Here is a 23,471-nt window from a genome sequence, read left to right as displayed (position 1 = left end):
AGATGGACCACGCGTTACGCGTATTAGAATATGAAAAATTGCGCCAACAGCTTGCCAGTCACGCGGCGAGCTCGCTCGGAAAAGATTTGGCGCTGAAGATGCAACCCGACTACTCATACGACCGGGTGCTCTCGAATTTGAACGTGACGAAAGAGGCGACCGAGGTCGTTCGTCTCCGTGACCGTCTGCCGCTCGGTGGGCTTACGGATGTCCGCGCGGAAGTGAAACGGGCCGCAATCGGCTCGGTCCTCTCGACGAGCGAATTACTCGCTGTCGCTGCCGTCATGTATGGCGGACGCCAAGTGAAAAACTTCTTCGAGAAGCTTCACGAGGATAACGAAGAGATTCGCATTCCACGTCTTGACGAGTATGCGGACAAGTTGACGAAGCTCATCGAGGTCGAACAGGCGATTCGTCATGCGATTGACGACCAAGGGACGGTCCAAGATTCCGCGAGTCCACAACTCCGTGGACTTCGGACACAGCTCCGGAGCTTTGAAGGGAGTGTCCGGTCACGTATCGACAACATCCTCCGCAACAATGCGAAGATGCTCTCGGACGCCATCGTCACAATCCGAAATGATCGCTATGTTGTACCGGTCAAACAAGAGTACCGTCAAGCGTTCGGTGGAATCGTCCATGACCAGTCGGCTTCTGGTCAGACACTCTTCATTGAGCCGCAGGCCATCGTCTCCATCAATAACGAGATTCAAGAAGTTCGTCTGAAAGAACGTGCTGAAATCGAACGGATTTTAAGTGCTCTCTCGAACGAGGTCGGTGGGGTCCATGATGCCATCATGACGAACCTCGACGTGTTGGCCGAACTAGACTTTATCTTTGCGAAAGTCGCATTTGGACAAGAGATGAAAGCGACCGAGCCAAAGTTGAACGACAATCGAGAAATCAAGTTGAAACAGGCACGTCATCCGTTCATCCCGAAAGATGAGGTCGTACCGATTACGGTCGAGCTCGGCGAAGATTACACGTCACTCGTCATCACCGGACCAAACACCGGCGGGAAAACCGTCACGTTGAAGACGATTGGACTCCTTCAGTTGATGGTGCAATCAGGTCTCTACGTGCCGGCAGAGTTCGGGACAGAGCTTTCCGTGTTTGACGCGGTCTATGCCGATATCGGGGATGAGCAATCGATTGAACAGAGTCTCTCGACGTTCAGCTCGCATATGACAAACATCGTCGGCATGCTCGACAAAATCGACTTCATGTCACTCGTCCTCTTCGATGAGCTCGGTGCCGGAACGGACCCGCAAGAAGGGGCCGCCCTCGCCATCGCGATTCTCGATGAAGTGAAACGCCGCGGGGCACGTGTCGCTGCGACGACGCACTACTCGGAACTAAAGGCTTACGCTTATAACCGCGAAGGTGTCATGAACGCCTCGATGGAGTTTGATATCGAATCGCTCAGCCCAACGTACCGTCTCTTGATTGGCGTACCGGGTCGCTCGAACGCCTTCGAGATCAGTCGTCGTCTCGGACTGTCTGAGCAAGTCATCGACAAGGCACGTAGCCACGTCGGTAGTGATGCCGAGTCAGTCGAATCGATGATCAATGAGCTTGAAGCAGCGAAGCAACGCGCCGAGCAGCTCGAGCAAGAGCTCATCGTCAAGCGCCATGACTTTGAAGAAGAGCAGGCCGAATTCGAAGCGAAGTTGACCGAATTTGAGCGCGAACGCGACAACTTGTATAGAGCGGCCGAGGCGAAAGCCGAGAAGGCCGTCGAACAGGCGAAGCGTCAAGCGAACGAAGTCATCGACCGCTTGAAGAAGCTACGTGAGCAAGGAATCGTCAAAGAGCACGAGATTATCGCGGCGAAGAAAGAGCTCGAATCGGCAAAACCGACGCTTCAAGAGAAAAAGATTCAAAAAGTGAAACAAAAAGCCCAGCAGAAACGTACGTTCAGTAAGGGCGAAGAAGTGAAAGTGACGACGTTCAATCAAAAAGGCTACATCGTGAAACAAATCAACGACAATGAGTATAACGTCCAAGTTGGCATCATGAAAGTGAATGTTAAAGCGGACGACCTTCAGAAGATCGGTCCATCGAAAGAGAAGTCGCTTCAGTCAAAAGGCAGCTCGCTCAAACGTCAGAGCTCGACGAAGTCCGAGCTCGACCTCCGTGGCGTTCGTGTCGAAGAGGGACTCATGCGTCTAGACAAGTATATCGATGAAGCACTCGTGTCGGGCTATGATAACGTCCGCATCATCCACGGATTAGGTACCGGAGCGATGCGTCAGGCGACACAAGAATTTTTAAAAGGACATCGTCACGTGAAGAGCCAGCGCCCAGGAGGAATGGGTGAAGGTGGACTCGGTGTCACGGTCGTCGAACTGAAGTAAGGAGAGTCGGGAATGGGTACGATTACGTTTGCCGTTATGCTGGAGTCGTTCGGCCTCTATTCGATGGCGGGACTGATGATTGTCGTCGGTCTTGCCATCTTCGAGGTGACAACGCCGTACAGCAACTGGCGTGAGATTCAAAAAGGAAATATTGCCGTCGCCTTGGCGACAGGCGGGAAGATTGTCGGTCTCGCCAACATCTTTCGGGTCGTCGAGAACCATCATGATAGCACAATCGACATCTTCGTCGGGGGTGCTTTCGGATTCATTTTGCTCCTCGCGACATACTGGTTGTTTGAATTTTTGACACCGACACTGAAGGTGAACGATGAGATTCAACAAGGGAATATCGCCGTCGGGTTGTTGGCATTCTTGCTGTCGATTGGGGTCTCCCTCGTCGTCGGCGCGGCATTGGTGAGGTGAAGACATGGTATACGAACGATTGGCAAAGATCTTGTTCATCGGGGCCGGGATGTTCTTAGTGGCAGCGGCACTCTGGTATATGTTTTATTGAGGGAAGAGGGAGAATCCGTTTGGGTGCTCCCTTTTTTTGATTTCAGGCACCTTGAATATAATAAATATGGGCGAAAGGAAAATATTTTACAATTCGTGTGAGGAAATCGATATACTGAAACTAGATTATGGAACGAGATACATAAGAAGGTTGAGGTGTAGGTCATGGCGAACGGGTCAGAAGTGTTTGAAGTCTTGATGACGAATGCAGTGAAATTACCTGGAGTGAAAGTAGATCGAAAAGAATTTTTAGCCCAAAGTTTCAGTAAGTACGTGCCAGCGACTCAGTTGGCAGAGGTTGTCGAGAAGGGACCGCTTGAAGCAAAGGTCCCTCTTTCAGTCATCAAAAAAGTAGCGAAGCGAAATATTACCAATCAGACGATGAAAAGTTCGAGTGCATCGTTTGCAGCCGGGCTACCTGGAGGCATCGGTCTTGCTGCAACGATTCCGGCCGATACAGCACAATTCTTCGGTTTCGCCCTCCGTATGGCGCAAGAAATCGGGTATTTGTATGGATACGATGATTTTTGGGAAGATGGGGAACTAGATGTCGAACGGGTGAATGGAGAATTGATTCTCTTTTTAGGTGTCATGTTCGGAGTGGGTGGCGCGACGGCTACAATCAAAGCGTTATCTGCACAATTATCGAAAGAAGCTTTGAAAAAGATCCCGAACAAAGCATTGATGAAAACGGTATATTATCCAATCATCAAGAAAATGTCAGCGATGATTGGCGTGAAGATGACGAAAGACACGTTCGCCAAAGGAATCTCGAAGATGATTCCACTCGCAGGTGGTGTCATCTCAGGAGGGATCACGTATTCATCGATGACGAAGATGGGCAATCGTCTCATGAATACGCTTGAAGAAGGCGTAAACATGACGGAAGCGGAGTTTGTTGAAAGTGTGGAAGAAGTGAAACGAGAGAACCTTGAGATTATCGAAGGGGAATTCATAGAAATCGAAGAGATTTTACGTCAAGAAGGGGAAATCATATAACAAGTTGTTGTGTTTTTAAGGGGGGATCTCATGAAACTAGATTTACACTACTTGATGTCGACCGAGCGCTACGTACTCGACATGGAATCGTTTCAGATGAAGAATGAGGCGTATTACCCGTTAGAGTGGACGTTTTATGGAGCGGCGAATCCGACGATGCTGCTCACATGGGATGCCGAGCGCGACCGCATCCGAGTTCGCTTCGAACAGTATGCCGTCTTTCTAGGGACACAAGAAGAGCACGGAATGAAAGAAGACGGATTATGGAACGAGCATCCGATTGTGAAACTGTCCGCATCGCGCCTGATGTCATTCGCTAGTGAACGGATGTCGATTGATCGGGTGAACCGTAACCGTGGTGCGCTCTCGCATTACGTCATCCGTACAATCGAACAGGAATTTCATGTGTTGGCGTATGAAGACCCGACCGTAGAAAACCTAGGAAAAGTCGGGGGCACAGGAGTACGTGTCGAAATCGTAGAAGAAGCCGAATAAAAACAACGTCGCCTCGAATCGGGGCGACGTTGTTTCGTTTACGGCACGTCAATTTTGACGGTATAGACTTTCGGCATGGCACCGCTTGACGCATACAAGACGAGCGTCTTCTCTTTCTCTGGGACGAGGAAGACCAAATCGATTTCAGATTTCTCGCCTGGTGTGTAAATGAATCCACCCCGGAATGCTTTCTTGTTGTGGTTGACCATGTCGACCGGACTGTACTCTGTGCCATCTGGTGTGTACATGCGGAAGCCGTTTGGACGATAATCCATAGTTCCCTCATACTGATCTGGTTCATTGTACAACGAGATCGGTAGACTGACGAATCGTTTTCCATCTTCCGGTTTGGTTCCGTCCGGAGAGGCGTACACGGGTTCACCAACTTGGAACTCACGTTTCTTCATTTGTGGATCTCCAATAAACGTTTGGAACGTGCCGAGGTTCATGATTTTTTGAAGGTCATCTTCTTTTGGTGTTGTGTCTTTTGCTTCTTTCGGTTGGTCTGCTTTTAAATCAGCCTGTTTCGCACCCGTCGTCTGTGCGGTCGGGGCTGGGGTCGCTTTCGCTTCTTCCGTGACCGGCTTGACTTCTGGTGATGTGAAGACGAACAAGCTGATGATTCCGACGACGAGTGCCGTCGCCGTCGTCCCGAGGACGAAGCGGAAGCGTTTCTCGACTTGCTTTTGGTTGACGACGTGCCCACCAATTGCTTCAGCCGGTGTGATTCGGACAGCGCGTTCGGCCGGAAGCAGTGCACCTAAGACCCCTGTTACGACCGGGATGAGAATGGTCGCAAACAAGAATGGTAGCTCTGAAGTCGGGAACTGTTGATACATGATGGTGACGATAACGATGGTGAACGTCACACCGAGTAGTCCGGCGAAGAATCCGGTCAATGCACCTTCTGTCAAGACGAGACGACGGATGGACGTATTCTGCCAACCGAGCGCTTTCAAGACGGCGAGTTGTGGTTTTCGTTCAGAGACGTTTTGCCACATGATCTCGGTCGTCGTCAGCATCGCAATCAGTAAGGCGACCCCCATGGCGACGTAATGCATCGTCCCGACTTCTAGTGCCACGAACTCCCCGATCCACGTCGTATACAAGACACCTTGGAGACGGAACGTGACGAACAAGAAGAAGCCGAACAGACTCGTTGGTAAGGCGATGGCGAGAATCGACAACAACGTCCGTGGCCAATACGTCACGAGTTGGTTCAAGCTCATACCGACGCTCGAACGAGAGCGGCCGAGACGTCGTCCTTTTGAGACTTCACCAGACTGCATCGTTTCATATGGCTTGATGCGACGGACGAGTCGAATCGGGATGAGTGTCCCGAGCCAGTAAATCAAGAGACCGGAGAGTCCAATCAATAAGATACGGGTGATTGAAGTCGAGCCGGCTGCCGTCCAAAGGAATGTCCCGAGAATCATCCACGAGATGAGCGCGACCATCGACCCGAGGATCGTGGCTTCTAAGAATAACAGTTTCGACAGCTGACTCGGCCGCCAACCGAGCGACAAGAGGATGGCGAACTCTTTCTTCCGTGCGTACAACATGATGATGTTCGAGCTGAACACGTACAACATCGCGACGAGGATGACGCTCGCGACGACACCGGAGAAGCCGAGTTTCGCTTCCTGGAAAATCGTGATTGATGACCCGATTTTAATCCATGGCTGCTGGATCCAACCGAGCGAACTTTCTCCTTTTAAACCAGGGAGATAGGTGACGGCGTATTGTGGAGATGAGCCGAGCGTGACATCGGTAATGAGACCGGTCTTGTCCTCGATCTCTTTGGCGACCGCTTGGAGCTTCGCTTCGCTCTCTTCGTTCAAGACGTCCACGCCTTTCACATTGACGCGAATGGCCGAGATGGCCTTGTCACCGGCGATGGCGAACGCTGCATCGAGTGTCGTCAACATTGACGGTGGCTTCGTCAAGAAGCTATATGGGTTATTCGTCGGTTTGACGGTCGTCGGTGGGTTGACCGGCTCGTCTTTCGAGTTCATGACCCATTCGGCGCTTGCCGGGAAATACGTCTCCATCGGGAGTTCCGTCAACGGATCTTTTGACAACTTCAGTTTCGATGGGTCGAATAAGCCGATGTAGTTATATTTCACTTTCGGTGCATCGTTGAGGTCTTCTGCGTATAAATTGGACTTACGATACATACTTTCTTGACCATACTTCACTTGACCCTCAGCAAGGAACGGTTTGATTTGATACGAGTACGGCCACCGTTTCGGGAACGGGCTCGTCACGCCTTCGTAGACAAGAGGTGACGCCTTCTCGGAAAGCCAAGTGTAGTCAACCGTGACACGAGGATCTTGTGGCTGCGGTGTTCCTTCTAAAATGTGTCTCGTGATATTGTCGTGCATTTGTTGTGCTGTAAAGTCGTATGAGGCGACTTTTGTCCCTTTCAAGCTATCCAGGTATTCCTCTTTTCCGTTCTCTAAATACGTATTGATGAATTTTTCTGCGTCGCTCGTATCGGCATCGACTTCTTCGATGGTGTAGTTGATCGAGGCATCGACGTAGTCTTTTGTACTCATCAAAATCGGGATTGTCGTGATGGCTTCATCGTAAGGTTCTGGGACATCCTCTTCATTGAAGTAACGACTGAACGCTGTCGCTTGTACGGCATCGTCTAACCCGACGAGTTTCGCTTCGGCGACCGGGTCGATCCCCGCGAGCATGACATCGCTTCCGTAACTGAGTGGGAATTCTTCATATAGGGCGGTCGGGCCAATTCCGATGTGAGTGGAATCACCGTTTGGCATCCAGCCGACCCAAAAGTAGGCTTTCAAGTCTTGGAAGTCATTGATTTTTTCAATGCCTGTATCGATGAGTGTGTTCATCTTGAGGCGATAAAGACCCGCTTTATCAAACGTATGCGTTTGCGTGAACGAGCTCGAATAAGTCGACCCAATCATCGCGATCGGTGCCGCGACATCGACGTCGGCAATCTGTTGAATCGTCTCGTACTGTTCGCGTGTGATTCCGCCTTCGAGTCCGCTCATATAGTTCGGCTCGAGCAAGTTCAAGTCCTCAGTCACGCTCCGGCTGCCTTCCGGACGCACGACGATGTGATAAGACGAATCCCAACGTTTCTGTAGCTCGTTGACGACCGTCCCGTTATTCGCCTGGGTCACACCGAGAAGATAGCTGAGCCCGGTACTGACGATGAGCATCCCGACCATGAGCAGGATGAATCGTTCCTTATTCCGCCACCATGAATTCCAAATGAACTTAAGCATGATGGACGTCGCTCATGGCGACGACCTGCCCGTCGCGCATCTCGATTTTTCGGTTGGCTCGGTCGGCGAGTTCCGGGTCATGGGTGACGAAGAGGACGCCACATCCGTTCTCACGATTCAAGCGGATCAATAGGTCAAAGATGACGTCACCCGTGTGTGTATCGAGGTTTCCTGTCGGCTCATCGGCGAGGAGCCATTTCGGACGGTGGATGAGGGCGCGGGCGACGGCGACGCGTTGTTGCTGACCGCCGGACAATTGGGACGGTAACGAATCGATCTTGTCAGCGAGACCGACCTCTTTCAACAGTTCGAGCGCACGTTCATGGACGTCGTAATCGACTTTTCGTCCGAAGAGCGGGGACATGATGTTCTCAAGCGCCGTCAGTGTCGGAATCAAGTGGAACTGTTGGAAGATGAAACCGATGTTCTCGAATCGGAAGTCCGCGAGTTGTTTCGCAGAGAGCGTAGAGATGGGTTCATCGTTGAAGAGTAACGTTCCTTCTGTCGGACGGTCGAGTGTACCGATCAGACTGAGGAGCGTCGACTTTCCAGACCCAGATGGTCCGATAATGGAGATGAAATCCCCGTGTTCGAAGCGGAGGTTAATGTCCTGTAAGGCGACCGTTTTAAAGTCACCCGTATCAAATCGTTTTGTTAAGTGTTCGCATGTGAAGTGATAGGCCATATCGTGAAATCTCTCCTTTAACTAATATTTAGTGAAAATATGTAAGAGTACGTAATATTCTGACTATTTTAGATTATAGGAAAAAGATTCCAATATATAGCTGTATTTTTTTCAAATGGGGAACGGGTATAGAAGAGTGAGGAGGAGAGAAGATGAAATCATTCGAAATTGAATTCCATTTAATTAACGAAGAAGTGCTGACGTATATGGTGGAAGCCGATACACGATATGAGGCATTGGAGTCGATTTACCAATCGTTTCGGCATGCGAGCGATGGATTCGTTCAATTTGAGGACGAGTTGATTGTGATGTTGGATCATGTGGCGTATGTGAAGGCGTTTGAGGTGGATTGAAGTAGACTTAATTTAAACAATTGAAAAAGCAGACAAGCGTATTAAACATACGTCTGTCTGCTTTATATTATGAAAACGAACACACACAAGGAATCGTGTCATCTTTTTCAGCAAGATAAGCTTCAACTCCATCTCGCTCCATCATTTCGCGATATTCACGTAATGTAAATGGTCCACCATTCCGTTTGAGAATAGATACGTCCTTTTGGAATTTCTCACGGAATCGTTCTTCCATAGCTTCTTGCTCTGCATATTGATCTGGCCATACTTTATAGAGCAGAGCATAGTGACCCAATCCACCGCGTACACAGCGACCTCCGCAGTTTGCGTGTGAGAAGCCAAGGTCGTACATGCGTGGCAATTTGATTCCCCATTCGTTTTGGATAATTGTCTTGGCGTCCATATCCTCTTTAAAGATTTCAATCATTGGGAACCGAGTTTCGATTGGTTCGATTGGATTATGCTCATAAAAGTTTTGGAGATTAATTGCTCGATGTTGCTCGTGTGGTCCGATACCAAAGTACAAGATTGGCTCCAAATTATGAATATCTCGTAATTCTTCTAAGAAAATCATAGTCTGTCTGACTTTTAATTCTTCTGAGCATTTTGCCATACGTGAATTTCCGAGAAAACGCATATCAAAAAATACTTCTTCGGGGGTTCTACCGTCGATACTAGTAGTGATGTCTAGTCCGATGTAATCTGCAACTTCTTCCATGAATCGATAATTGTCCATGTCTTCCCATAATGTATCAGTAAAGAAAAGAATTGAATTTTCTTTGCCGTATTTTTGCACAATATGATAAGCGACATATGCTGAAGAAGCACCACCGCTAAACATTGCAACATGAACAGGTTTTCGACCGTGTTCTGCTGCGCTATAGTCTTTGTTATTTAATTCCCCAAGCGCGAGGCGGCTCGTGGTTTTTTGTGTTTTAACATTATTCATATTCATTTAGAACACCTCATATTCTTAACGTCTTCATACTATTACAGTAACGGAATGTAAATATACAAGAAACAAAAATGCTTGCTTCTAAAACATATAATATAGGAGAAGTAGCTTATAACCCTATCGAAAAAATAACCAGGTAAAGTTTTTTCCTTCTCAACCCCTTTTATTTACCATACATTAATATTACAATAATAGGAAGAAACGAAAATGTGAAACTTTATTATATTTTTGAATGGATAGTTTGAAAGGATGATATGTATGAACAACAATCATGTATGGAATCACTTAGTTTCAGTAGCTGAAAGTGAAATTACATTTACTTTAAATGATGTAAAACGAATGATTGATTTTAATCCGACTGAACAAATTTTTTATATGCAATCATTGTTCCTCCCACTTGCATACAATTGGATGATGGATCTAGGAAGTTTCTACAAATATTCTTTATTACCGAAGTCATATTTTGAGGCTCACTCTATTCAATATGGATGGAAAGCATTAAAAACAAACTATAATTTATCTATGAAAAATTATAAAGAAGGAATTCGTTTTTTAGAAATTTGCGATATTGCGACAAAGCGTGATCTCAAAACAAAAGAAGCAAATGAAGCTTTGGGAATTTTATTAGAATTAGGTCAGTCATGGATTGCAGATTTTGAGAAAACGAAAATTAATAACGCACCAAATTCTGATATCAACAGTGTGCATGAAAATTCATCATCAAAAAAATTAACACTGACAGATGATCTTACTAACAATGGACAAGCGGTTGAGCCGATGATTGAGCCGAAATATGTTGAACCAATTGAACCAAAAAGTGAGGAATTGGTTTCTCAAAATAACAATCTAGAACAGGAGAGTGCTTCAAATATGAATCAGGAATTAGTTCAAGATTCCGAAAAACTTGGAGAAATGAACGTGAGGGAACAAATTAATCCTTTTGTTGATTTCATGCATCAATATGACTTAACTACAGCTGACTATTCTAAAATCTTTGACGAGCATACAAAAAAAATTGAGTACAGTATCGATACTAACATTAATCAAAAAATTATTGATGAATTGTCAAATTCTCCACGTTCGATAATTATTACCGGTAATGCCGGTGATGGGAAAACGCGAATTTGTAGAAATGTGTATGATCAATTGGTGGATGAACCGTTTGAGGGTTGGCCAGAATCTGGCATAGAAGAAATTACATATAAAGACTATAAAATTCGGATTATTAAAGATTTATCTGAATTACGAGATGAAGTCATCGTTTCAGAATTAAAGAAAATGCAAGAAACCTTACACGATGCACACCATAAACTGTACTTCTTAATTGCGGCGAATGAAGGAAAACTCACTCATACATTAATTAAATACCCAGAGTTAAAGGACTTAAAGAATCATGTTGTCCCTCAGTTCATGTCACCAAATAAAGAAATCAAAGAGACAGAACAGGTAAAAGTTTATAACTTACTTTACGCATCATCATCTGTATACGCTGAGAAAATTATTGAAGAGTGGAACAAGGAAGTGAATTGGGACATTTGTGGAACTTGTTCAAGTCGTAATAAATGTATTATCTATGATAATCATAATGCACTTAATAATTCAGTGACTCCTAAACGAATGATGCGGATGTACAAGTCCCTTGATATGAATGGAAAGCATATGACGATGCGTGAGCTTCTTATTCATCTTGCATATACTCAAACGGGAGGTATGACTTGTCGAAACATACATGAAGCCTCAAATAGTGAAGCTATAAATGAATTGGCTAAAAAATCATACTATGAAAACTTCTTTGGAAACAATTTAAGACCAGAGATATTCGAGGAGATTAACGGTATCCAAGAATTTAAATCGCTAGATCCAGGCTATATTTCTGATTCTTTAATTGACGACTATATTTTGAATGGTGATCTAAGTAACCAAGATAAAACGAAAGAATCACACTCTAACCTATTTAAAGAAGGTATCGATGTCGAAAATGGAGCTTACTATGAAGAAGTAAAAATGTATCGCTCTAACATTAATGGGGACAACGTAAATGGTGTTGAGCTGATGAATAAATGGTTCCCGAGACTGCGTCGTAAATACTATTTCGAGTATAAAGATAATAAAAAAGTTGAGCAGTTGATTCCATATCGTCACCGTCATGAGTTTATCGGGATTTTGCATAAAGGGAAAATTGAACACAGCACAAAAATAAAACTCGTAGACGGATTGAATACATTTTTCGCAAAACGAATGGTCTATTCTCCGTCAAATCAACTATATGTTGCGTCGGATAGCCTATTAGTTCATCAAATTATCGGAATAGATCAAATTGATTTTGTTATTCAAGAGAAAAATGAAGATATAGATCAAGCTAGCACACTACTGTATTTGAAAATCAAAGATGTAGAGTTAGAAATCAATTTAGTAACATTTGAATATTTAATGCGACTTAGCAATGGCGGTATGTTGAATGTATTACGTGAACATGTCGAAATTTTGTTAAACAGCTTCAGAAACAGACTTATTCCAATGAAGAAGCAAAATGAAGACATTCTACAAATATTAAAATTTGATTATTCACAAGGTGCATTCGTTTTAGAAACTATTGAGATCAAATCTTCAGATGATATTGAAAATGATGAAATAGATTTAGATGATGACTATTAATAAAACTAATCTTTAGAACAGGAGAGTACTTTATGGAACAAGAAAAAGTCAGTTTTTCAAGTAAAATTGGTGCAGAGATATGGGGTCATCGATTTAAAGATGGTCAACGAGGACCAGAATACACACTAGAATTTTTAAACGTTATGGCGGGGACAGGATTCAGTTTGCAACGAAAATATTATAATCGTCGAAAAATGATTGAATTCCGTCAATTTGTTTTCGAAGGAGAGAAAGAAGGATCAAAAGGTCATATCGCTGTTTTTGATAATGAGAAAAAAGATGTAATTCGAGAGAAACTTGGAATTAATGAGAAGCAGCTTGAAGACTTACAAGTATTTTTCAAGAACTTGACGATTCCGCTTACAACACCTATGGGTAAGCCGGTAGATCGTTCTTGGTATGCTCAAATGATGTATCCACTTCATGAATCGCTTCTTTTCACTGAAATTCGAGCGAATAGAGACAAAGGTAAATCGAATAACCCGACATATAGCTACGAAAGAAACTTTTTCGCTAGGGGCGGAGAGTTATATTATTTAATGCTTCATTATGGAACATTAAATAATAAGGAACTTCGAGAAAGTATCGAAGAAAATATGAAAAGTTTGTTATCCAACTCAAGTGGGCTGATAACTGTCGTTAATCAAATAAACGAAGCATTTGCGGAGTATGCCTCAACTGAAGATACTACTGTAAAGAGCGATCAACCTGCACCATTAATTAAAGATATCGAATTGGACGGTTTGATTAGCGGATGGGAAAAGTCTGAATATCCTCTGTTACCATCTACTAACTTAAAGCTTTATCAAGAGTTTGCAGAAGAACTTAATGCACTTTTGACTTTAAAAATAGATGTTTACGAAATGTTTGATATTTTAACTTCTTTAATTACGTTTCAGCTTCATCGATATATGATTTACCAGGCAGAACAAATTGTTCAAGAAAAAACTCATTACTTTATTGATTGCTTTGAAGGTCAAAATAAGTCAATCAAGTTTTTGGCTCAAGATGCATATCGAATTCATGAAGCGGTTGTCAGTGACGCTTATAAAACATTTGTAGAAAAACGTGTTGCAGAAGTATTTCCTGAAGAAATAGCCGAGAAGAAAATTGAAACTTGGTTAAATAGCTTAGATGAAACCAAAAAAACAAAAGTAGACGGTTATTCATCATTCTTTGAAGAACTAAATTTGAAAAATTTACATTCACCGAAGAAGAAAAAATTGATTGAGGCACTTGAAGTATCAGATAAGAAAAAAGCTAAAAAAATGTTGAAGTTACGCATTACAGAACTTTATATGGAAGATTTATCTAAATCACAATTGCCTATAATGAAAACTTTAGCACGAGATGGTCAATTTATTGTCTCTGGAAAGGGTGCTAAGGCTCGTTATGTTCTAAACGATAAGATATTGAGTGCACTAGTATATGCAACCTTAAACGGGGATGGGTCGCTCCCATATGATGATTTTCTAAATAAATTGTACGATAAATTTAATATCATCATTGGGGAGAGTGCGGCGAAAAAATCAGGCCTTTACTCAAAAGAAGGAATCAACTTGTCTCACTTTAGAAATAATGAGAAGAAAATGAGACAAAAGTTAAAACAAAATGGATTATTACAAGAGTATTCTGATGCCACTGCATTAATCCGAAATCCTTATTTCGCTTAATACGGAAATAAACAAAGGAGATTATGAATATGTCAGTAAGTACATCATATAAAGAAACAATCGTTGGGAATTGGATTGCACAGTATATATTGAATTATCTTAAGGACCACAAAAAGAAAAATGCAGAAAAGGTACTCATTAAAATTGAGGGGATTAATGAAGAGTATTTCCCAGCCGTTCTGAATTCGTTATTAGAGGAAGAGGCTCACTTTAAAACTTTTTATAATCCATTGATCCGAACAATTAAGCAAATTGATGGTTTTGATTCATTTGTTTTAAACGAAAATGAGAATGGGGTTTGGTTGAGAAACAATGTAAAGTCTAGTGAAGCTCTCATTCTTCTAATGAACGAGAGAACTCCTGAGGCACAAAGTCTAAAAGACATCGTCTCAATTGATGAAACTCAATTGCTCTCGGACGAAGGGCTAGATAGCTTAGATCAAGCACTTTCTGAGAAAAAGTTCTTAGAATCTCATCAAATTAAAGATTTGATGAGATTGATTGGAGCATATCAACACAAAGGAGAATTAGATTTACAACTCTCTATGTTGATTGCATATTTAGAGGATGTAATCAAAGTAAAAAATTCTTCAGATGAACCTTTTAAAACGATTCTTGGGAAACAACTTCCTCACTTTAGACTTTTTAAAGATGAATTTTTAAAGTTTGAGTCTTTAGAGTCACTTCGAAAACAGCTCAGAAAAAACTTTTTGTTAAGTCATCTTAGAAAAACAATGGTAACGTATTTTGATTCAGAAAAATTATTGAAAAATGTAGAGAACTTTATGTTGAATGAAGAGAAGACAAATTACTCCAGTGAATTATGGGAGAGCTTTGACGATGAAGTTCATTTTCTGGAGAAGGCTATACAATTTATTGAACGAAAGAACAATGACTTTCTTTCGATGGTTTCTTACACAGACGCAGAGCGTATATTTGGGTTTAAAGTTTCAAATACCCTGAAAGATAAATTAAATAATGCTCGAGATATTTTAATTGATAAGTATAACAATGCTATTGATAGTGCAAAAACAATCGAAGAAGAAAATCAATTGAAACAACAAAAAATTGATGCGGAAAATCGATTTGATCGTGGAGTTGAAGCTGTAAATTCAAAAGCTGACATCGATGCTATTCGAGATTTTAGAGAAGAATATGAACAAGAATTGGAACAAGAAGGAATTTTGAAAAAGGTCGTAAATATCGAAAATAAGTTAGAGAATCCTTCAGAATATATTGATATGTTTGAAGCTATATTAGCTGAGAGTTTAGTAATGCTCGAGGATGTTGATCATGAACAGTTTGAAGGGAATTTGTCTTTTGAAATTTCTGTTGATGAAAATCAAGAACTTTCAGAGAAACAAGCAATTTTCTTTAATTTTCATCTAAAGTCTTTATCGATGCTTTCATCAAATATGATTGTGTTATCACATTTAAAAGGCTCGGAAGAGATTTCAAAAGAAGTTGAATCGTTACCAGTAAGACTCCGACTCCTTCGGAATGAAGAACCAATTGCTAAGACTGATTTTAAAGTGGATGCAGGAGAAGCAATAAGTGGAAATAGTTTTACAAATTTTATCAATCAAATTCAACATGGTTATTTACAGTACATTGAAATTAAACGAGGCACTCCTACTGAAGGGGACTTTAAAAAATATTTAAATGAACAAAAAACTTATACATCTTTGACAGATAAGCGATTATTAAACCCTATCGAACAGTTTGATCAATTTAATCAAGAATATACTAAGATACTTCAAGCTGTTTTGAATGAAGAACGAGGTATTACGGCAGATGATTTAAAAAATGTTGCAACACTGACAGAAAATTTCTTGAAGTGTTCTGAAACAGATGTTGATGGAGTCCGCAAAATCTATTCGTTACTTAATGAGATGGGAACAATCAATATCGTTGAAACAAAAAATAGTAAACAGTCTGAAGTGGAACGAAAAGTAGTATCAATCTTTAATCCAATTCGTTTCATTGCATATGGCTATAAATTAGTACATTTCGGCAAATTGATTGAAGATTTATCTGACACTTCGACTGGACGAAATAAAGTTCAAGATGTAGAAGACCTTAAACAATACAAAGAATTCTTAAGAGGATCGTTTGCTAACCTGGCGCCTTCTTATTATGTTTCACAAGCAGGTAATCATTTGTTTGCGCAGGATGAGTTCTATGGGCAGGGTACTTATCTTGAAGGTGGCGAAATTGAGAGTGTTGCATCTCAAGCTACTTCATTTGCAAAAGAGATTGAAAAAGTCGCACATGATTATGTACGCGTTTATCCATATACTGCTGATTGTTTAGACATTTTATTTTTGTATGTAACAAACTTAGAATTTGTTAAAAAGAGTATCGAACAAATTCTAAAAAAAGATAATGTAAGAAAATTAAATGTTACGATTCATAGCCCAGCTAGGGCTGCAATGCTTTATGATGAAATCAATCAATGGATTCAATCTCAAGAAGATTACGTAAACGCAGTAGATGCATTTGGTGAGTTCCCTAGACTTGAAATAAATGTTCTACCGTTCAGTGACTCAAAAACTCTAGAAGAAAAGTTAGATTCACTGATGCTTGATTTTGATTTAGCTGTCTTTATCGATTATTTTGGACAACAAGATAATTTAAAAATCCCACATCAGTTTTATTCAGAACCATACAAAGAGTGCGGATTAGAAGATAAGCAATGGACCTTCTATGAAAACCGTGAATTCAAATCAATTAAAGAAGGTACACGTCTACTAAACTATGCTTCTCCAACTCAGCCTAAAGTCATGCAACAATTTTATAATATGCAAGCCATTCTAAATGACGGCATAATCATCGAAGCTGAAAAAATTGGATTACTTAAAGGGAAATTATCTGTAACACGAACAGAAACAAATACATTGTATAAATTGGCACATGAAAAATTCAATTGGGTTATCACATATGATAAATTTATGGACCCACTATTGATGAAACAAGTAGCAGAAGGTTCTAACATTATTCGATACCACGTGAATCGATCAGGTAAAGAAGAAATCAAAGTGCTTGTTTCTTCTTCGGATTCAATTCGAAGATCATCTGAAAAAGAAGTCGAGACAAATTATTATAGAACTAGACTTCATAGTCGTCTTAAAGACCAATTGAAAGTCACTACTTTAGACGAGCAAAAAGTAGATGAGTCTCTAAAAATTGTAAAAGACTTATCTGGAAGCTTAGTACTTCGTGCTTTAGGTCCTGGGAAATTTGTAAACGAGTTCTTATCAGTATATCTGACAGTTGTTCAAAATAATGAAAATCAGAATGACGTAGTACTATGGGATATGTGTGATGAGTTAGAATGGTTTAGAACACGTCAAAAGAGACCGGATCTTTTAAAAACAACTATTCAATATTCATCTGAAACAGGAACATATGATATTAACTTTGACTTAATTGAACTTAAGCTGATTCAGCAGGAGAGCTATGTAAGTGAAGTCACAGATGCAAAAGTTCAATTATTATCAGGTGAAAGAGCTCTTCAGAAATTCTTCAGACGATTTGACTCACCACTTGAACGTGAGTTATATCTCAACTCCTTCTTATTGCATTTAGAAGATAAGAGAGCATATGAAGAGTATGAGCTTGCACTATTACACGAACTTAAGAATAACGTGAATGCAAAAATCAATTTCTCATTCACAAAATCAGTATATGCATATATTCATAATAAAAATACTGATTTCGAAGGAAGAGCCCAGTTATCACCGGGTCATTATTACGAAAAAGAAGATGAAGATGGTATTGTTGTGCATACGTTTACTAGATCCTACATCTTATCAGAAATGAATGTCTCGAGTGATGAATTGATACTCGAGATTCCAGAGAATGATGAGGATGATTCGGTGCCTTTAGAGGATGATACAAGCAACACATCGTCAAGCACATCAAATGAAAACGATTGGACTGCCCCTACTTTAGTAAGTCCAATTCAGCGACCTGATGATATCCTTGTAATTGATGATGAATCTAGTGAAATAGACTATCATAAAGACTCTGTAGATCCTACCCAGCCGAAGTCTAGTGATCAAACTCACAACCAATATCCCGAGGATATTGCATTGGTAAATGTTCAAGTACCTAATGAAGATTCTTTTGATGAAACCCTTCAGACACTTGGAAATCGTTACGCGGATACTTTACAGACGAAACTAAGAATTAACGGTGTTCAGTTTACGGTAGAACGAACGATAGTCGGAGCAAGTGTCATTCGAATTATTGGTAGAATTCCACCAAATCAAAGTATTTCGGCAGTTGAGAAGAAAGCGAAAGACATGCCTTTGTGGTTACAAATCGATTCTCCACCGACTATTTTTAGTGATAGAAATGGGATTAATATCGATATTAATCGGAATGACCCTGATACAATCTTTTTCTCTCAATTTATGAAGTATGTTCGTAATGACGTGAAGAAAGAAGACTTAGATAAAGGATTCTTGGTCCCGATTGGATTAAGCCCTTTAAATGAAGTTATGACAGTTGATTTTAATGGAACAGAGCCGCATATGTTGGTTGCTGGATCCACCGGAAGTGGTAAAAGTGTAAGCTTAAACTCGATTGTCATGTCTATGATGTGTCTTTACGAGCCGAAAGATCTTCAATTTGTATTCATTGACCCGAAACAAGTTGAGTTTTCGATGTTTGGTGGAGTAAAACACACTGAAAAAGTATTGTTAGACTTAATGGAATCTGCTGATTATTTAGATGTAATGATTGCAGAGATGGAAAGTCGTTATAGTAAGTTCAGAGATTCATTTGCGAAGAACTTAATGGAGTATAACGAACTATTGATTCAGGAAAACCGTCCTGATGAAGTATTACCACGCGTCGTCATAGTGTTTGACGAATTTGCTGATTTTATGATGCAAGATAAAGAATTTGCACAACGAATTGAAACTGCAATTAAGCGTTTAGGTCAAAAGGGTCGTGCTGCAGGTATTCATATGATTGTGTGTACACAATCTCCAAAAGCGGAAATTATTAGTACCACAATTAAAAATAACTTAGCAGCAAGATTGTGTCTTCGAGTCACGGATAGTGTCGCATCAAACGTAGTCATGGATACCTCTGGTGGTGAAAACTTAGCTGGAAAAGGTGACTACTTGTTCAAAACAAATAAAGAACCGGCACGTGGTAAGAGTCCTTACCTTCAACCGCAAGCTTTACGCGCACTAATGCAGCATTTCAAGAAATAAACCGTGAAGTAGCTACGAACGTAGCTACTTCACTTCTTTTGGAAGATAGGTGGGAAAAATATGGGATTTGGACAACATCAAAGTTTTTACTTTCGTCCATCATGGATTAATAAAGGATTAGAACACATTGGTCAAAACTCTAGATTTTTTTATGAGAAAAACCATTTCGAAATTCTCGGTCTTGGAAAAAACATGGCTAAATCTTTGAGATATTGGTTGATTGCTACAAATGTTGTAGAGGAGCAAAAGGGAAAACAAACAGTTCATACCTTTACTGATTTTGGTCAAATCATTTATAAATACGATCGACATTTGCAACATGGCTTATCGTTAGGGATGTTACATTATTATCTTGTAACAAATAAAGATATGGCGACTTCATGGTACTGGTTCTTCAATGAGTATCGAGAGTCAGTATTTGATCGAGAAAGATTAATTACAGCTTTAGAGAAGTGGATAGAGGTTAGTGGGTTAAAAGCTGTTTCACCTAACACGCTTAAACGTGATATCGACTGCCTTCTTAATATGTATGCATTGAAGGATTATAAAAGTTTAACTCCAGAAGATGTCATATCATGTCCCCTCGAAAACTTAGAGATGATTTCTAAGAACGTAAGTAACTACTACACGAAATCTTTTGCAGATGTAGATGAAATACGAGATATTTTATTCGTTTCTTTACTCGTATATTCAGAAAAGCATGGACAGAATGAATTTGCGGTAGAAGAGTTAGCTGAGAGTCCAGAACTTTGGGGGAAAGTGTTCAATCTTTCAAGAAGCGCAATCGTAGAATATGCAACACAAATGACTGAAGGATATCCAATTAGATTTATCAGAACGAATAAGCTTGACACGATACTCCTTACTAAAGAAATAACGTCTATCGAGGCTCTGAAAGAAAAATTCGAACAATATAGTAAAGAGGTAAGTAGTTATGCATAAGTTTCAACCAAGTATCAATATATCGTACGATTTTCAAAAAGATAATTTATTGACGCAATTTGTGCCGAATCAAAAACAATTATCAATCATTCAAAGAGTTTTAGAAACTGTAACGAATGCAAATGAGAACATGAACTCTCACTTATTAATTGGACCTTACGGTGCTGGAAAATCAATGGTCGGAGCTATAATCTCTAATTTAATGATGAGCCGACGAAATGGAAAAACGTTGAAGAGTTTTTATGCAAATGTTGCTCAAATTGGTCAAGAGCAAAGTGAATTTTTAGAAACTCTTATTAGGTCTAAAGATAAACGCTGGATTCCAGTAGCAATTGTTGGTCATTCAGGAAAGTTGGCAGAAGTCATTCTCCAAAATACTGTGGAAGCCCTAAAAAAAGAAGGGATCTCATTCAGCCTAAAAGGTGAAGAAGATCAAATCATTCAGACGATAAAGAATTGGCGAATGAATTATCAAAGTACGTATTCTAACCTTGAGAAGCTGTGCGCTCAAGATAACCAAAGTCTTGATACCTTGGTTGCTCAAATCAAAGTTGGAAGCAAAGAAGCGATAGATTTATTCAAGAAGTACTATACAATCCTTACTTCAGGGGCATCATTGATTGTTACAACTAAGACAACTGAATTAGAACAATTAGAATATATTTTGAAACAGCTAAAAAAACAAAAAGTTGGGCTGTTCATTACTTATGATGAATTTGGTCGTTTTCTTCAACTACTTGATAAATCTCAAACATATAAAGCGATGCAAGAAATGCAAGACCTAGCAGAACTTTCGAATCGCCTCGATAACTTAGGCATTCTGTTTATTACTCACTCAGGGTTAAGACAGTATGCAGAAAAAAATAGTTTTTCAAAATCGGAATTAGAGAGAGTGGAAAAAAGATTTAGCGCCCACTATTTAGAAAGTGATTCTTCTTTATTTTATCGGTCTGCATTTAAAGTATTGGGACGACAAGAAGAAGTCAAAACGCCAAGTTTGTTTCTTCAGAATGATATTGAACGATACAAAATCGATATTGCTAAATTTAATTTATTCCCAGAGATGTCTGCACAAGAAATTGATGGAACAATATTAGAAGGATGTCAACCAATCCATCCACTCACCATTTATTTATTACCTCATCTATCGAATATATTGGGTCAAAACGAGAGAACTCTATATATGTTCTTATCTCAGTTCGACGGTGAATTTGACGAAACAAAATGGTATTACGCAGATGAGTTGTTTGATTATTTTTATTCGGATGAAACACTCTACTATAGAATTGAAGAATTAAAACAATATCGATTTGCGGTCAGTTATGGAGTTTCCGATAATGCCCTTCGTCTTATAAAATTATTGACTTTGCTCGAAAATTTCAAAGGGAAATTTTCAGTACAAGAAGATTTAATTAGTTTTGGTCTTGGAATCGGTATGGATGATGCGAAAAAAGTTATTGAAGAGTTACTTCAAGTAAAATTACTAAGATTCAATCGCATCTCTGGTTCGTATGAAATGTATACGGGTTCAATTATTGAAATTGATGATTTAATTAAACAATACCGTTTGAAAATTAAAGATGATGATCTTCTTAGAGCTCAGCCTTTAAAAGAGCTTATTAAGAACAAGTACTACCTCCCGTTAACTTATAATAGCGATAAAAGTATGACGAGATATATTGAAGTAGATTTTTACTTTAACTTAGACTCTGTTGATAACGTACATGTTTCAGCAGATGGTGAAATGTCTGTACTTTTATTAGGTGAAGATGAACTAGATGATGTACTATCTTTAGCCAAATATTCTAAAGGATTTTCAGACAGAATTTTTATTGGATTTGTATTAGATAAACATGAATTAGTGGAGAAAATTGATGAGTATCGCATACTAATACACATGTTGAATGATAAAGTTCTATTAAAATCTGATGAAAAGTTAGAATCAGAAATCGGATACCGGATTGAAAACTTAATTTTTGAAATTCGACAATATCTATCACCGTTAGAGAATTTTAGTTCGAAACAATTAACATGGTATTCCGATGGAAAAGAAATTGGAAACATTGATTCTAGATTTGCATTAGAGAGTTTTTTGTCTAATTGGATGAATAACCGGTTTAGTCAAACATTAGAAGTAAGGAATGAAGGATTTAATAAGCAAAGAGTTTCAAAGGTACAGCGAAATGCTGCGATTAGTGTCTTAGACAAATTGATGAAAAGTCGATTAATAGAGGAGATTGAGATTGAAGGATTTGGTCCAGATTATTTGATCTATGTTTCAATTTTAAAAAATAATCATTTAAATCCTTTTGAACTAACGAATTTAGACTCAATTATTCTGCAAGATATGCGCGAATCCTTGTTGAATTATATTGAGACTTCTGATCGCGGTAACTTACTCACGCTTATGAAAATCCTTCAAAAAGAGCCTTTTGGGATGCGAAAACCGATTGTGCCGATTTTGACAGTTTCACTATTGAAAGATTATTGGCATCAACTTTCGTTTTATGCGAACGGGCTATTCGTTGAAGAAATGAATGCGGAACTTTTGTACTCAATTCTTGAGCAAGAAGCAGGTTTTTATGAATTTGAATTCTACAAATTAGATGAACAAGTTCGTCAAACTATTTTAAAGGTGAATGATATCTTCTTTGATAATTCATTTGAAGAACACCCTGTACAAGTATTTAGTAAATTGCGGAGATGGTTACGCCAATTGCCTAGATATACCCAAATCACTTCGAATCAATCAAGCTATTTAATTGATTTCAAGGATATCATTAGGTATAGCGAGATTGATCCAATGGATGCAGCTAATCGTTTAAGTCAACTCATTAAACAAACAGGTTTGGCATTTTCTGACGTGAAAGAAGAATTAGAATCTCATTTGTCATTAACTAAAAATGAATTGAGAAGTAAAGTGAAATCGATTTTAGCGATAGACAATGATTTGGAGAGTTGGGTGGACTCCAATCGTGAACTCGTATCGAAAAATCCCATTTTGTTTGAAGTGATACATTCTATGGATCAAGGTGAAGATTGGCTAGCGTTATTAATCCGTAAAACGGTTGGTGTTCGTCTAGATGAATGGTCAGATGTTACATTAGATTCTTTTGATTCTTCTGTTCGGCGTCTAGTCGTTGTTTCAAATTCAGAAGAAACGATTCGGGTTGTCACAAATAATCAAACAACAATCGAAATTCAAAAGATGGATCTCTCCGTTAAAGGAAAAACGATATTTAATAATGTTCAGCGTATTGTAAAATCGAGTGGGCGAACAATGCAAGCTGAAGAAGTAAAGTTTATTTTGTATAAACTATTAGAGGAGTTAGAGAAAAGTTCGGAGGAGTGAC

13 protein-coding genes are annotated in these 23,471 nt (G+C 40.1%); 10 read left to right on the top strand and 3 right to left on the bottom strand.

Features of this window, described 5'->3' with window-relative positions; all coding sequences use genetic code 11:
* Positions 1 to 2: 2 nt before the first annotated feature.
* The 4 genes from KNO72_RS03615 (at position 3) to KNO72_RS03600 (ending at position 4,364) form a co-directional block, all read left to right on the top strand.
* Positions 3 to 2,357 carry an endonuclease MutS2 gene (locus tag KNO72_RS03615; RefSeq protein ID WP_214757268.1) on the top strand — a complete coding sequence of 785 codons (2,355 nt, stop codon included), beginning with the start codon at positions 3 to 5 and terminating at the stop codon, positions 2,355 to 2,357.
* A gap of 12 nt (positions 2,358 to 2,369) precedes the next feature.
* A complete protein-coding gene (locus tag KNO72_RS03610; RefSeq protein WP_078146497.1) occupies positions 2,370 to 2,780 on the top strand; it encodes a DUF350 domain-containing protein in 411 nt (136 codons plus the stop codon).
* A gap of 255 nt (positions 2,781 to 3,035) precedes the next feature.
* Complete coding sequence (locus tag KNO72_RS03605) at positions 3,036 to 3,869, top strand: EcsC family protein (protein WP_078146498.1); 834 nt, start codon at positions 3,036 to 3,038, stop codon at positions 3,867 to 3,869.
* Between the two features lie 30 nt (positions 3,870 to 3,899).
* Entirely contained in the window at positions 3,900 to 4,364 is a 465-nt protein-coding gene (locus tag KNO72_RS03600) for a hypothetical protein (protein ID WP_078146499.1), read from the top strand.
* A gap of 38 nt (positions 4,365 to 4,402) precedes the next feature.
* On the opposite strand, the gene KNO72_RS03595 is transcribed toward KNO72_RS03600, so the two are convergent.
* Positions 4,403 to 7,627 carry an FtsX-like permease family protein gene (locus KNO72_RS03595; RefSeq protein ID WP_214757266.1) on the bottom strand — a complete coding sequence of 1,075 codons (3,225 nt, stop codon included), beginning with the start codon at positions 7,625 to 7,627 and terminating at the stop codon, positions 4,403 to 4,405.
* Positions 7,620 to 8,312, bottom strand: coding sequence for an ABC transporter ATP-binding protein (locus tag KNO72_RS03590; protein WP_214757264.1), 693 nt, complete (start codon positions 8,310 to 8,312; stop codon positions 7,620 to 7,622). The genes KNO72_RS03595 and KNO72_RS03590 overlap by 8 nt, the downstream gene beginning before the upstream one ends.
* 152 nt (positions 8,313 to 8,464) lie before the next feature.
* Between KNO72_RS03590 and KNO72_RS03585 the strand changes: the two genes are divergently transcribed.
* Positions 8,465 to 8,665: a hypothetical protein gene (locus tag KNO72_RS03585; protein WP_214757262.1), complete on the top strand. Its 201-nt coding sequence runs from the start codon at positions 8,465 to 8,467 to the stop codon at positions 8,663 to 8,665.
* Positions 8,666 to 8,732: 67 nt separating this feature from the next.
* Here the strand turns inward: KNO72_RS03585 and KNO72_RS03580 are convergent, their stop codons facing one another.
* The gene (locus KNO72_RS03580) at positions 8,733 to 9,620 is read right to left on the bottom strand and encodes a phosphoadenosine phosphosulfate reductase domain-containing protein (protein WP_251028259.1); all 888 of its coding nucleotides are present in this window, start codon (positions 9,618 to 9,620) and stop codon (positions 8,733 to 8,735) included.
* 258 nt (positions 9,621 to 9,878) lie between these two features.
* Here KNO72_RS03580 and KNO72_RS03575 point away from each other — a divergent pair, with 258 nt between their 5' ends.
* From KNO72_RS03575 to KNO72_RS03555, 5 genes are read left to right on the top strand one after another with little or no spacing between them, the layout of a single operon-like run.
* Positions 9,879 to 12,275 carry a hypothetical protein gene (locus KNO72_RS03575; RefSeq protein ID WP_214757260.1) on the top strand — a complete coding sequence of 799 codons (2,397 nt, stop codon included), beginning with the start codon at positions 9,879 to 9,881 and terminating at the stop codon, positions 12,273 to 12,275.
* A 32-nt stretch (positions 12,276 to 12,307) separates the two neighbouring features.
* Positions 12,308 to 13,948 (top strand): hypothetical protein, encoded by a 1,641-nt coding sequence (locus tag KNO72_RS03570; RefSeq protein ID WP_214757258.1) that lies wholly within the window; start codon positions 12,308 to 12,310, stop codon positions 13,946 to 13,948.
* Positions 13,949 to 13,977: 29 nt separating this feature from the next.
* Positions 13,978 to 19,176, top strand: coding sequence for an FtsK/SpoIIIE domain-containing protein (locus KNO72_RS03565; RefSeq protein WP_214757256.1), 5,199 nt, complete (start codon positions 13,978 to 13,980; stop codon positions 19,174 to 19,176).
* Between the two features lie 60 nt (positions 19,177 to 19,236).
* A complete protein-coding gene (locus KNO72_RS03560; protein WP_214757254.1) occupies positions 19,237 to 20,118 on the top strand; it encodes a DUF4007 family protein in 882 nt (293 codons plus the stop codon).
* The gene (locus KNO72_RS03555) at positions 20,111 to 23,470 is read left to right on the top strand and encodes a hypothetical protein (protein WP_214757252.1); all 3,360 of its coding nucleotides are present in this window, start codon (positions 20,111 to 20,113) and stop codon (positions 23,468 to 23,470) included. The genes KNO72_RS03560 and KNO72_RS03555 overlap by 8 nt, the downstream gene beginning before the upstream one ends.
* Position 23,471 lies beyond the last annotated feature (1 nt).

The sequence above is a fragment of the Exiguobacterium sp. s123 genome (assembly GCF_018617075.1).
Lineage (GTDB): Bacteria > Bacillota > Bacilli > Exiguobacteriales > Exiguobacteriaceae > Exiguobacterium > Exiguobacterium profundum.
The sequence above is the reverse complement of the archived record's forward strand: the minus strand, read 5'-3'. Positions and strand labels throughout refer to the sequence as shown.